Below are 12603 nucleotides of genomic sequence, written 5' to 3' on the forward strand. Positions count from 1 at the left end.
CGCTCAATGGCTGCCGCGCGTCCGGCTCTCGACGATGTCGGCGAACTTCGTGATCGGGAACAGGATGGCGAAGTAGAGCAGCGCGAGGATGGTGTAGGATTCCAGCGGGCGATAGGTCTGCCCGTTGACGATGCTGGCCATGTAGGTGAGTTCCGCCACCGAGATCACGGAGATGAGCGAGGTGTTCTTGAACTGCGTCACCGACTGGTTGATGAAGGCCGGCATCATCCGGCGGATGGCCTGCGGCAGCACGATGCGCCGCATGACCTGCCAGCCCGACATGCCGATGGCGGCGCCCGCCTCGGATTGCCCCTTGTCGATCGAGACGATGCCGCCGCGGAAGACCTCGGCGTAGAAGGCCGCGGCATAGAGCGAGAGCGTGATCAGCGCCGCCGCCCAATTCGCGAGATCGAAGCCGAGCAGCAGCGGCAGGGCGTAGTAGATCCATAGCAGCTGCACCAGCAGCGGCGTGCAGCGGAACAGCTCCTGGAAGCCCTGCGCCAGCCAGCTCAGCGGCCCGATGCCGGAAAGCCGCGCGAAGCAGAGGAGCAGCCCGAGGACCAGCCCGATGGCGATGGAGGCCACGGTGTAGACGATGGTGATCCACGCGCCCCAGAGGAACAGATCACTCGCCTGGAAGATCGGGGCGAAGCTCCACGTGTACATATCATGCCAGCCTTTTGTGAAGGCAGCCCTCGAGCAGGATGCGAAAAGCCGGAAGCCGGTTTTCGCGAATATCCTGCTCTGGGGGCTGCTCCTGCCTTAACCGCCGAAGCCGAAGCCTTCGGGCATGTCGTCGAGCGTGATGCCGAAGGGCGCGAGGCTCTTCACGATCCAGGTCTGGTTGTTGCCGATGCGGCGGTTGTATTCGGCCCAGGCCGAGATGAAGGCGCGCGACTTCTCGTCGGCCTTCCAGTTCATGGCGACCACGGAGGGCGTCGACAGAACCGGAGACGGCACCATSACCTTRCCGATGCCGCTCGCCTTCTTGSYCATGACGAGGCCGTTCAACATGGTGTTGACGAGACCGTCTGCCTTGCCTGTGACCACCGCCACGATCGCCTCGTCGCGGGACTTGAAGCGCAGCATCTTGGCCTTCGGCAGGTATTGCTGGGCGATCAGGTCCTGCGAGGAGCCCAGGTCGACCGCGAAGGTGTATTTCGGGTCGTTGAGCTCGGCCCAGCTCAGCTTCGAGAGCTCCGCCTTGGGCGAGACGATGACGAAGCTGTTGAAGTAGGTCGGGTTCGAGAACGCGACGGAGAGGGAGCGCTGCGGCGTCGCCGTGACGCCAAGCGCCAGATCGACCTTGCCGCTCTGCACGTCGAGGATGGAATTCGGCCAGCTCGACTCGACGACCTCCAGCTTGACGCCGAGGGTGGTGGCGATGTCGCGGGCCATCTCGATGGCGAAACCGCGCCATTCGCCGGACCGCGGGTCCTTGTTGAAGTAGGGATCCTCGTTGATGATCCCCGGTATGCGCAGCACGCCGCGCGAGCGTATGGCGTCGATGGTGTCTTCGGCCCGGGCCGAGGCTTGAAGTGCCAGCAATCCCAGGCTGGCTGCGCAGATGGCGCGAATGATCGATTTCATGAGCTTTCCACTCCGTTCCCTTGCCGATGTTTTTCGGTCTTGCGCTGGTGGTTAGGACGACGAGAGCCTAGGCGACGCACTTGCGTGGACAATGCGAGAGTAGGTCGTCGTCCTACCGGCTTTCTTATATGTTCGCTCGGCTCTCGAACGATTGCAGGCTTGCTTCCAGCGCCTTGCGGCTTTCCGGGCGCAGCGCTGCGAGCGGCGCCCGCAGCTCCGGGCCGATCAGGCCGGCGCGCGCGAGTGCCGTCTTCACCGGCACCGGGTTGCTCTCGATGAAGAGATGGCCGACGAGGTCGAACAAGGCGTTGTGGATGCGGCGCGCCTCGCGCGGGTCTCCGGCGTACCAGGCCCGGCACAGCGCGACGACCTCGGCGGGCAGCAGGTTCGAGGCGACGCTCGTCACGCCGTCGGCGCCGAGCGCGAGGAAAGGCAGCGTCAGGCCGTCGTCGCCGGAATGGATGACGAAATCCTCGCCGAGTGCCAGCCGCAGCTCCGTGATCCGTTCCGCCTTGCCCCCTGCCTCCTTGATGGCGACGACATTGGAATGCGCCGCCGCAAGCCGCGCTGCGGTCTCCGGCGCGATCTCGACGCCGGCGCGTCCCGGCACGCTGTAGAGCATGATGGGCAGGCTAACCGCGCCGGCGATGGCGGAGAAATGGTCGAACAGCCCCTCTTGCGAGGGCTTGTTGTAATAGGGGGTCACGAGCAGGAGGCCGTCGGCGCCCGCCGCCTGGGCACGCTCGGCCTTGCCGATGGCGAGCCGCGTCGCGTTCGAGCCGGCGCCGGCCATGACGAAGACGCGTCCGGCAGCCGCCTTCACCGTGGTGCGGATCACAGCGTCGGCCTCATCCTCGCTCAGCGTCGCGGCTTCGCCTGTCGTGCCGACCGGGACGAGCCCGGACACACCGGCCGCGATCTGCGCAGCGACGAGCTTCTCGAGCGCGGGAATATCGAGCGCTCCGTCGCGGAAGGGCGTGACCAGCGCGGTGAAGACGCCAGTCAGGCGCCGGCGCAGTTCGGGATCGATCATCTTGTTGGCTCCTTGCATCATCAGTCGATGACGACCTTGGTTTCGCTCATCTCGCGCAGGGTCATGTGGATGCCCTCGCGGCCCAGTCCGCTCGACTTGATGCCGCCGAACGGCACATTCTCGGCGCGGAAATCCGGCCCTTCATTGATCATGACGCCGCCGACGCGGAGCCGGCGGGAGACCCGCTTCACGAGCGCATGGTCGTTGGTGAAGAGCCCGGCCTGCAGCCCGTAGGCGCCGCCATTGATCTCGGCGATCACAGCGTCGGGATCGTCGAAGCGGCGCACGGCGAGCACCGGCCCAAACGTCTCGGAACGAACGAGTTCCGTCTGGGCCGGAACGGCGTCGAGCAAGGTCGGCGCGAACAGCGTGCCGCGGCGGTTTCCGCCCGCGACGATCCGGGCGCCGTCCGCGACGGCGAGTTTCACACGTCGTTCGACTTCCGCTGCCGCCGGCTCGTCGATGACGGTGCCCATGGCAGTCTCGGCATCGGCCGGATCGCCGGTGGTGACCTTCGCGACGCGCGCCGCGATGCGCTCGATCATCGTCTCGCGGATGGCGTCGTGCAGATAGAGCCGCTTCACGGCGGCGCAGCTCTGGCCGGCGATTTCGAAGCGGTGCGCGATCGCGACGTCGGCGGCGCGGTCGAGATCGGCGTCCGGCATGACGATCAGAGGGTCGTTGCCGCCAAGCTCCATCAGGCAGCGGACAAGGCCAGAGGCGTTCTTCAGCGCCAATCCCGCCGTCGGCCCACCCGTGAAGCTGAGCAGATCGATGTCGCCGCTCGCGATCATCGCCGCGACATCGGCGCCGCCATGGACGATACCGAACAGGCCGTCCGGGAAGCCCGCCTCCTCGGCCAGCTCTGCGAGGCGCTGCGCAGCGAGCGGAGCCTTCGGCGAGGGTTTGGCGACGACGGCATTGCCGGCCGCGATGGCGGGGCCGAGTTTGTGACAGAGCAGGTTGAGCGGATAGTTGAACGGCGTGATCGCTCCCAGGACCCCGGCAGGCTCATGCGTGATCACGGCCTGCTTGTCCGGCGCTCCCGGCACGATGGCAGTGGGCAGGACCTCGCCATGCAGGACGGTGACGGCGTCGCCGCTCAGCCGGAGCGTGTTGCGGGCGCGGCGGACTTCGTTGCGTGCCTCGGCGATCGTCTTGCCGACCTCCGCGCAGATCGTCCGGGCCATCGCCTCCGCCTCGTCCTCGAGGCGGCCGGCCAGGCGATAGAGCAGTTCCTTGCGTTCCGCGGGCGTGCTGAAGCGGAAGCTGGACCAGGCCTTGCGCGCCCGGCGCAGGGCCTCGGCCACCGCGACCTCGTCCGCTCCGCGGACCTTGCCGACGAGGGCGCCGTCGAACGGATTGGTCACCTCGACCATGGAGGCGGCGATAGCCCGGGCAGGCTTGGCGAGGGACATCGTCACGGTCAGATCACTCCGTTTCATCATCTGTCAGGCGGGCGAGCGCCGCGACCGAAACCGGTCGCAAGGGCCAGCGCGGGGGAGTTGCGGCCGGCAATGGCCGGTCTCGCAGGGCTGCGATCATCGGGCCGCAGAAGCGGCCCTGGCAGGCACCGAGGCCGAAGCGCCCCATCAGCCGGATCTCGCGCGGCGAAGCGTCGTCTGCCAGGGCGGCCAGATCCGCGCAGCTGCGTCCTTCGCAACGGCAGATCACGGTCTCGGGCGCAGGCACCACCGGCTCGCTGTGGAGCGCTTGTCCGAGAGCGGCCTGAAAGCCCCGTGCACGCTGCAGGCCGCGTTGCACTTGCGAAGCGTCTGTGCCTGCCAGGCCGAGGCGGGCAAGCATCTTCATCGCCGCGCGTCGACCGTCGAGCAGCGCGGCATCGGCGCCGAGCGCTTCCCGCCCATCCCCGGCGAGCAGGACGGGCACGGCCGCGTCGGGGGCCGGCAACGGAATCCCGGTGCGGTTCGGGGCGATGCCGTCATGGATGAGCAAATGCCGCACGCGCAGGGTGTCCTGCGTCTCCCCAACGCGGATGCCGACCTTGAGGCCTGGGCCATCAGGCTCAGCCCGTGTCACGACGGCTCCGCAGCGGTAGGGCACGCGGCTGATGGCAAGCGTCGCTGCATAGGCAGCCGCCTCGGCCATCGGCGCCCATGACGCGGCGAGGCGGGCCAGAGCCCTTGCGGCGCGCCATGGCCGGCCGCGCTCCAGCACGGCGACCGGGGGATTGCCGGCCTTTGCGAGCTGGGCCGCGAGGGCGGGCAGCAGCGGTCCGCTGCCGGCCACCAGGATCGGGCCCTCCGGAGGGCGGCCCGTTTCCTTGAGCAGGACCTGCGCACCGCCGGCCGTCATGACGCCGGGCAGTTCCCAGCCCGGGAACGGACAGATCGTCTCGACGGCACCGACCGCGATGATCGCTCCCCGGGGGCGGTGCGCAAAGACGTGGCCGGCACGACGATCGTCGAACAAAAAGCGACCCTCGCCGTCGACGCCGAGGAACACTGTTTGCGTCCGAACCTCGATCCGCTCGGCGGAGCCCCGGAGTCGCGCCGTCAGCTCCGTCCAGTTGCGGCGGTGACGAGCGGGCCGCCAGACATGGTTTTCGCCGGCAGCCGGCTGGCGATGGATGGCGCCGCCGAGCTGATCCCGCTGCTCGACCAGCATGACGGGCAGGCCGGCCTCCGCGATGGCGGCAGCCGCGCTGGCGCCGGCCGGACCGCCGCCCACGACGAGGACAGGGCCCTTATGCATGATCGGCTCCGACCGCAGGTAGCGCGCCGAGCCGGAGGCCTTCGCTAGCGAGCGTCAGGCAGGCCTCGACCGGCGCCGCACCTGCGACCGCGACGACGCAGCCCTGGCAGGCGCCGATCCCGCAGAACATCCGTCCGCCGGGCGCGTCGTTGGACTGGCCGAGATCGGTGATCCCGACCCGGAGCAGCGCTGCGGCGATCGTCTCGCCCGGCTGGAAAGCCACCGGCGCGCCGTTCCAGAGAAAATGGCTGGTCATGCGTGGGCCTCGACGCGAGCGAAGCGTTGCGGCGACAGAGCGGACAGGTCGGTTTCCGGCTTCTCGCCCAGCAGCAGGCGGGCAGCGCAGGCACCCATGAACGGTCCGAGGCAGATGCCGTCGCCCTCGAAGCCAGTCGCAATGACGACGCCTTCGCGATACGGGTGCAGGCCGACGATCGGCAGGCCGTCGCGGGAGGCGGTCCTAACCCCGGCGAAGCTGCGCAGGACGCGGCGACCGGCGAGCGGCGGGTAGAGATCGAGCGCCTCACGCAGGATCGCCGCGATGGTCACGGCATCGGTGGCGTGGTCGCTGCGATGGTCTTCGCGGCTGCCGCCGATCAGGAACTGGCCCGTCATCAGCGGGTCGATCACCAAGCCGATATGGGCGTTGTCGCGGACGATGCCGCGTTTGGCGGCGAGATACGAAGCCGCCATCAGATGGCCGTCGATCGCAGGTCCTGCCGTGCTGGCACGGTCGGTGACGACCATCTGCCCCTTGCGCGGGATCAGAATCTCGCCAAGGCCGAGCAGCGGAGCCGAGCCGATCCCCGCGGCGACGAGCACGGCATCGGCTGCGAGCAGCTCGTTCCGGATCGCGACGCCGCCGACGCGCCCAGCCCGCATGACGATCTCGGACACGGGCGCATTGCGGCGGATGCTGACGCCGCTCTTGTGCAGGAGGCGCTCGGTGATCTCATAGCCCAGCGCATGCCCGTCATCGGGGATTTCGAGCGCTGCGCAGACGCTGGCACCCAGCCCCGGAATGCGATCCAGCAAAGCCGTGCGGCTGATTTCGACGACGCGCTCGCCCACCGCGGCGAGGTCGGCGCCATGCTGGGCGACGAGATCGGCCTCGATCGCCGTTCGTGCGACGAGGAAAGTCGAGCGGCGATGGAACAGGCCGCGAAACAGGCCATCCCGCTCGCTGCGGACATAGAAGGCCCGGGCGTGGCGGGCCAGATCCATCATCGGACCCGGCCGTTTGCTGGCGACCGAGACGGCGCCATCCGACGCGCCGGTCGCGCCCGCAGCTGGCCCAGAGGCGTCGAGCAGCGTCACCCGCGCACCGGCGGCAGCCAGAAAATGGGCGGCCGCTGCGCCCACGATCCCGGCGCCGATCACGGCGACATGAATGGATGAAGAAGAGGCCATGCCCGGAGCGGTTCGTCCCGTAACGCGATGGCCAGAACCTCGTTCGCTTCTCCTGCCGGGTCGATGCAAATGATCCGGGCCGACTTGCCTCATTGTTTGCAAGTGGCGGAAGGAGAGCTGTTGTAGGAAGGAATGACGGGCCGGCCGGCGGAAGGGACCATGCGCGAAGCCAATCTGACGCTCATCCAGACGTTCTTCATCGTTGCGCGCGACGGCTCCTATTCCGCCGCGGCGCGCAAGCTCGGCATGAGCTACCAATCGGCCGCCAACCATGTGCGGCGCCTTGAGCAGTTGCTGGCGGAGCGACTGGTCGTCTCCGAGCAGGGCGCCAAGACGGTGACCCTGACGCCGCGTGGGCGCAGCCTCTACAAGCTGTTGCTGCCCGAGCTCGATACTGTGCTGACCCGGCTCGACCGCACGCTCCAGAAGGAGCGTCCCGTGCTGCGCATCGGCCTGCCGCAGGCGATCTTCTTCTATCTGATGCCGCCGATCCTGGCGCAGTTCCGCACGCTTTTCCCGCAGGTCGAGATCATCGCCTTCGAGCGCGATACCGCTCTTCCGGAGATGATCCGGGACGGCAGCCTCGACCTGTGCATTACGGAGCGCTATTTCGGCGACCCCAACGTGCCGCAGCACCTTGTCTGCACATACCGGCCGGCGCTCGTCCTGCCGCGCGAATGGGGGACGCCGCCGCGGGGGGAGATCAGGCAATGGGTGCAGGGGCGCCCCTTCGTGACCTATGAGCCCGGCCAACTGCTGCGCAACCTCGCCATCGATTATCTGCAGCCGGACGATACCGAGATGGAGATCGCGATCTCGACATCGGGCAGCTCAAGCGTGAAACGCTGCGTCGAAGCCGGTCTCGGCTACGCGATCATTCCCGCCTGGTGCATGGATGGCAGCGAAACCACGATCACCGTGATCGATTTGCCGGAACTGCCTGAAATTCCGATCTATTTCGGCGAAGCCAGCTTTTTGGCGCGAAACCCCTACGTCGTCGCGCTGCGTCGACTTTGCGTCGGTTTCACATCCGCGATGGGCTAGCAACGCGCCACCTAGGCTCGCTGCGATCCGATCCGGCTCGTCGAACCGCTGCTGCGCCTTGCGAGATCGGAAGGCGGCACCGCAGCAGCTTGCCGTGCAGCCGTGGCGGCGATGCCGCGGATGCGCTCGCGGCTCGAATGCGGCTGCTTCAGTCGGATGGCATAGCGGCTGCAACGCACAGGCTCACGGTCGAACTCGCTGATGCGACAGCGCATCCCGTTATTTTCAGGTCCGCTCCGGCCGCGCCAGCAATAGGCCAGGTTCAATGGACCCCTCCCAGAGCCCGCACGCTTCGCGCCGCTTGACGGGTGCTGGATTTGCTCTCAGATTGAATTTGAATTCAGATTCAAAACTCGAGGCGGGCCATGCCTGTTGCCACACCGAGACAACCGCGCAAGGTCGGGAAGCGCGAGGCGATCCTCTCCGCCGCGCGGGGCATCGTCTCGGAGGTTGGCTTCCAGGAGACATCAATCGCAGCCGTCGCTGCCGCCAGCGGCGTATCCACAGGCAGCGTCTATTCCTATTTCTCGTCCAAGGCTGAGCTGATGGCTGAGATCGTCGCCATCGTTTCGGCGCGCGAACTCGCCGTGCTGCGCGAGATCGCCGCCAGCGATGCGCCCGTTGCCGAACGCCTGACCGCCGCGGTCGAGGCTTTCGCCCGGCGCGCCTTCGCCAATCGCCGCCTGGCATGGTCGATGATTGCCGAGCCCGCCGATCCGGCGGTCGACGCGACGCGGCTCGACTATCGCCGCGAGATCGCCGGCATCTTCCGGGCACTCGTCCTCGAAGGCGGCGAACAGGGCGCTTTCCGCCCCGTCGACCCCGACGCCGCCGCGGCGATGATCGTCGGCGGGTTCATGGAGGCGCTGATCGGCCCGCTTTCGCCGGAGCGTGCCATCACCTCGGAGCGCGGCCGCGAGATCGCGGCGGCTCTGGCAGATCTCTCCCTTGCCGCCCTCATCAGCCGTGAAGGACAAGCTGCATGACCGCTCTCGACCCTTACGGCTACGACACCCATGAAGTGCTGAACCAGGCGCCGGCGCTGGCGGATTACGATGCCTTCGCGGCGGACCCCGCGCTCGGACGCATCCTCAATGCCTTCGGCGCGGGCTGGTTCCGCGAGCAGGCGAGTGTCGTCGGCGGCCATGTCGGTTCGCAGCGCGTGCAGGATCTGGCGCGGCAGGCCAATCGCAGCCTGCCGGAATTGCGCACCCATGACCGCTGGGGCCGGCGCGTCGACCAGATCGAGTTTCATCCCGCCTGGCACGAATTGATGGGGCTCGCGATGCGCGACGAATTCCATTCGCTGTGCTGGACGAAGCCCCGGCCCGGCGCGCAGGTGGCGCGTGCCGCGGTTTCCTATCTCTGGAACCAGGGCGAGAACGGCATCTGCTGCCCGCTCGGCATGACCTATTCGGCAATCCCGGTCCTGCAGCGCGATCCCGAGCGCTGGGCGGAGTTCGGCCGGCTGGTCACCTCGTCAGACTACGATCCGCGCCCGCTGCCGGCGGCGCAGAAGCGCGGCGGCACGGTCGGCATGGCGATGACCGAGAAGCAGGGCGGCTCGGATCTCCGCCAGACCCAGACCGTGGCGACGCGCAATGCCGACGGCACCTATGCGCTCACCGGCCACAAATGGTTCTTCTCGGTCCCGCATTCGGATGTGTTCCTGACACTGGCGCGGACGGAGGAAGGCGTCTCCTGCTTCGTCGTGCCGGGCTGGCTGCCGGACGGCTCGCGCAACCGGCTGCAGATCCAGCGGCTCAAGGACAAGTGCGGCAACAAGTCGAACGCCTCCTCCGAGGTCGAATTCCGTGGCGTCATCGCCCATCTCATCGGCGAGCCCGGTCACGGCATCCGCGCCGGGCTGGAGATGAACCACTATACGCGGCTCGATTTCGCCGTCGGCTCGGCCGGGCTGATGCGTCACGCCGTGGCGCAGGCGGCGCATCACACCGCGCATCGCCGTGCGTTCCAGAAGGCGCTGATCGACCAGCCGATCATGACGAATGTCATCGCCGATCTCGCGCTGGAAGCAGAGGCCTCCGCCTGGCTCGCCTTCCGCTTTGTCCACGCGCTCGATCGCGAAGGCGAGAGCGAGGCCGAGAAGCTCATCGGCCGCATCGGCGCGCCGATCGCGAAATACTGGAACTGCAAGCGCGCCACGCCGGTCGTCACCGAGGCGCTCGAATGCCATGGCGGCAACGGCTTCATCGAGGACCATCTGATGGCGCGGCTCTATCGCGAGGCGCCGCTCAACGGCATTTGGGAGGGCACGGGCAATGTCGTCTGCCTCGACGTGCTCCGCTCGATCCGCCGCTATCCGGATTGCGTGGCAGCCCTGCTCGACGAGTTGCGCGCCGCGCGCGGCAACGATCCGCGCTACGATGCTTTCCTCGCAGAGTTGGAGACCGATCTCGTCGACGTGCTCAAGCATGAGCATCTGGCGCGCCGCTTCGTCGAGCGCATGGCGCTGGCCTTGTCGGCCGCGCTGCTGATCCGCCATGCGCCCCATGCGGTCGCCGATGCTTTCGTCGCCTCGCGGCTGGCCGGTGGCTGGTCCGGCCATTTCGGCTCGCTGCCTGCGGGAGCCGATCTCCAGGCGATCGCGCGTCGCGCCGTGCCGGTTCCGGATTGAGGCCGAAAAACCGAGATGCATGCCACGCGTCATGCTCGGGCTTGACCCGAGCATCTCATGCCTAAAGGGGCTTCGGTGCCTTATTTGCAAGAGATTCTCGGGTCTGCGCGCCGCTCCGCCCGAGAATGACGGGCGGGCGTCAGAGCAGCGCGGCAGCCAGCAGCGCCGCCAGCACCCAAAGCAGGCCGCAAGCGCGCCGGTAGAGCGCAAGCGCGCGCCTGATATCGGCCGCCGTTGCCTCGGCCCGGCCATCGCCCATCCAATGATCGTCGATGCGGGTCTGGCCGTAGACACGCGGCCCGGCGAGACGCAGGCCCAGCGCCCCCGCCATGGCCGCCTCCGGCCAGCCGGCATTGGGCGAGCGGTGCCTGCCGGCATCGCGCCCCACAGCCCGCCAGGCACCGCCGGCATCCGCCGACCGATCGAGCGCCGCCGAGGCAACCAGCAGCAACGCGGTCAGCCGCGAAGCCGGGAGATTGACGAGGTCGTCGAGGCGCGCAGCGGCCCAGCCGAAGGCGATATGGCGCGGCGTGCGGTGGCCGATCATCGAATCGGCGGTATTGATCGCCTTGTAGGCGGTGATGCCCGGTAGCCCGCCAACGCCGAGCCAGAAGGCCGGCGCGACGATGCCGTCCGAGAAATTCTCCGCCAGGCTCTCGATCGCGGCGCGGGCCACCCCCGCCTCGTGCAAACTCTGCGGATTGCGCCCGACGATCATCGACACAGCCGTGCGGCCGCCCTCCAGCCCATCCCGCTCCAGCCCTTCGGCAACGCGCGCGACATGCTCGTAGAGGCTGCGCTGCGCGATCAGCGTCGAGGCGATCAGCGCGAGCGGGATGAGACCGAGCGGTCCGAAGAATAGGCACAGGCGCTGGACCAATGCCGACAATGCGATGGTGACGGCGAGCAACAGCGCCAGCGCCAGCACGCCCATGGCCCTGCGGGTGATGAAGGACGAAGCGTCGCGGTTGAGGGCCCGGTCGAGCATGCCGATCACGCGCCCGATCCAGGTGACGGGATGGCCGATTGCGGCATAGAAGCGCTCGGGATAGCCGAGGGCTGCCTCGATCGTAAGCGCGAGCACGAGCAGCGGCAGGCTGGCGGAGAGGTTCATGCGGGGCGCGGGCAGGGTCGTGGCTGAGGACGGTATCTGGCATGGCGGCGATCTCGCCAGGGCCCGCGCGCTCTTTCCGGATGCGCCGCAGCCCTGGGTCGATCTCTCCACCGGGATCAACCCGATCCCCTATCCGCTTCCGGCGCTGCCGTTAAGCCTCTGGACGCGCCTGCCCGGTGCCGATGACGAGGCGGCGCTGATCGCCGCTGCCCGTGCGGCCTATCGCGTGCCCGATCATGCCGGCATCGTCGCAGCGCCCGGCACGCAGATCCTGATCGAGCTGCTGCCGCGCCTTGCGCCGTCTGGTCCCGTCGCCATCCTCGGCCCGACCTATGCCGAGCACGGCCATGCCTGGCGCAAGGCGGGCTTCTCGGTCGCCGAGGCGGGGCCGCCTGAAGAGACAGCCGCGACCATCGTCGTGGTCAATCCCAACAACCCCGATGGGCGGCAGCTCTCCCGCACCGAACTGGTGAGCCTCGCCGCGCGTTGCGCCAGGCGCGGCGGCCTGCTCGTCATCGATGAGGCGTTCGCCGATTTCACGCCCGAGACCAGCGTCGTGCCGGATTTGCCCGAAGGCGCGATCGTGCTGCGCTCCTTCGGCAAGACTTATGGGCTCGCGGGCCTGCGTCTCGGCTTCGCCATCGGCGCCGCCGACATGATGGCAAGGCTCAAGGCGGCGCTCGGCCCCTGGTCGGTGGCCGGTCCAGCCCTTCATGTCGGCGCCCAGGCTCTGGCGGATGCCGACTGGCTTGCCAGGGCCGGTGAAGCGCGGACGCATGATGCCTCTCGTCTCGACGCGCTGCTCGCGCCGCATGGCCGCATCGTCGGCGGCACCAGCCTGTTCCGGCTGCTCGAGACGCCCGCGGCGCCGGCGCTCTTCGCCCGCCTCGGTCGCCACGGCATCTATGTCCGTCGTTTCCAGAACGCGCCGGTTCGTCTGCGCTTCGGCCTGCCGGGCGACGAGGCCGGCTGGTCGCGCTTGCGGGCGGCGCTGGCCGCCGATGCGCGGGAGGCATCGCCTCCAGCGTGAAGCTTGCATGCGGCGGATGCGGGGACGGG

At 68.3% G+C, this 12603-nt stretch carries 12 protein-coding genes; 4 read left to right on the forward strand and 8 right to left on the reverse strand.

Annotated elements, in window-relative coordinates:
- Positions 1-3 precede the first annotated feature (3 nt).
- From AC1DEZ_RS12585 to AC1DEZ_RS12615, 7 genes are all read right to left on the reverse strand, one after another.
- Positions 4-666 carry an amino acid ABC transporter permease gene (locus AC1DEZ_RS12585; protein ID WP_441509429.1) on the reverse strand — a complete coding sequence of 221 codons (663 nt, stop codon included), beginning with the start codon at positions 664-666 and terminating at the stop codon, positions 4-6.
- Positions 667-762: 96 nt separating this feature from the next.
- The gene (locus tag AC1DEZ_RS12590; protein ID WP_476779773.1) at positions 763-1590 is read right to left on the reverse strand and encodes a transporter substrate-binding domain-containing protein; all 828 of its coding nucleotides are present in this window, start codon (positions 1588-1590) and stop codon (positions 763-765) included.
- A 124-nt stretch (positions 1591-1714) separates the two neighbouring features.
- Entirely contained in the window at positions 1715-2623 is a 909-nt protein-coding gene (gene dapA, locus AC1DEZ_RS12595; RefSeq protein WP_441509427.1) for a 4-hydroxy-tetrahydrodipicolinate synthase, read from the reverse strand.
- A 20-nt stretch (positions 2624-2643) separates the two neighbouring features.
- On the reverse strand, positions 2644-4041 hold the full coding sequence (locus tag AC1DEZ_RS12600) for an aldehyde dehydrogenase family protein (protein ID WP_476779808.1): 1398 nt from the start codon (positions 4039-4041) through the stop codon (positions 2644-2646).
- Between the two features lie 13 nt (positions 4042-4054).
- The gene (locus tag AC1DEZ_RS12605; protein ID WP_476779774.1) at positions 4055-5338 is read right to left on the reverse strand and encodes an FAD-dependent oxidoreductase; all 1284 of its coding nucleotides are present in this window, start codon (positions 5336-5338) and stop codon (positions 4055-4057) included.
- The gene (locus tag AC1DEZ_RS12610; protein WP_441509425.1) at positions 5331-5594 is read right to left on the reverse strand and encodes a 2Fe-2S iron-sulfur cluster-binding protein; all 264 of its coding nucleotides are present in this window, start codon (positions 5592-5594) and stop codon (positions 5331-5333) included. The genes AC1DEZ_RS12605 and AC1DEZ_RS12610 overlap by 8 nt, the downstream gene beginning before the upstream one ends.
- Positions 5591-6748 carry an NAD(P)/FAD-dependent oxidoreductase gene (locus AC1DEZ_RS12615; protein ID WP_441509424.1) on the reverse strand — a complete coding sequence of 386 codons (1158 nt, stop codon included), beginning with the start codon at positions 6746-6748 and terminating at the stop codon, positions 5591-5593. Before AC1DEZ_RS12615 ends, AC1DEZ_RS12610 begins: the two co-directional genes overlap by 4 nt.
- Before the next feature lie 159 nt (positions 6749-6907).
- On the opposite strand from AC1DEZ_RS12615, the gene AC1DEZ_RS12620 reads away from it, so the two are divergent.
- From AC1DEZ_RS12620 to AC1DEZ_RS12630, 3 genes are all read left to right on the forward strand, one after another.
- On the forward strand, positions 6908-7792 hold the full coding sequence (locus tag AC1DEZ_RS12620; RefSeq protein WP_441509423.1) for a LysR family transcriptional regulator: 885 nt from the start codon (positions 6908-6910) through the stop codon (positions 7790-7792).
- Between the two features lie 365 nt (positions 7793-8157).
- Positions 8158-8778, forward strand: coding sequence for a TetR/AcrR family transcriptional regulator (locus AC1DEZ_RS12625; protein ID WP_441509422.1), 621 nt, complete (start codon positions 8158-8160; stop codon positions 8776-8778).
- Positions 8775-10430, forward strand: coding sequence for an acyl-CoA dehydrogenase family protein (locus AC1DEZ_RS12630; RefSeq protein WP_441509421.1), 1656 nt, complete (start codon positions 8775-8777; stop codon positions 10428-10430). Before AC1DEZ_RS12625 ends, AC1DEZ_RS12630 begins: the two co-directional genes overlap by 4 nt.
- Positions 10431-10569: 139 nt before the next feature.
- Here the strand turns inward: AC1DEZ_RS12630 and cbiB are convergent, their stop codons facing one another.
- On the reverse strand, positions 10570-11544 hold the full coding sequence (gene cbiB, locus AC1DEZ_RS12635) for an adenosylcobinamide-phosphate synthase CbiB (protein WP_441509420.1): 975 nt from the start codon (positions 11542-11544) through the stop codon (positions 10570-10572).
- Between cbiB and cobD the strand changes: the two genes are divergently transcribed.
- Positions 11543-12574, forward strand: a complete 1032-nt coding sequence (gene cobD / locus AC1DEZ_RS12640) for a threonine-phosphate decarboxylase CobD (RefSeq protein WP_441509419.1) — start codon at positions 11543-11545, stop codon at positions 12572-12574. The two genes, cbiB and cobD, sit on opposite strands and share 2 nt — an antisense overlap.
- Positions 12575-12603 lie beyond the last annotated feature (29 nt).

The sequence above is a fragment of the Allobosea sp. 10L422 genome, from assembly GCF_056395345.1.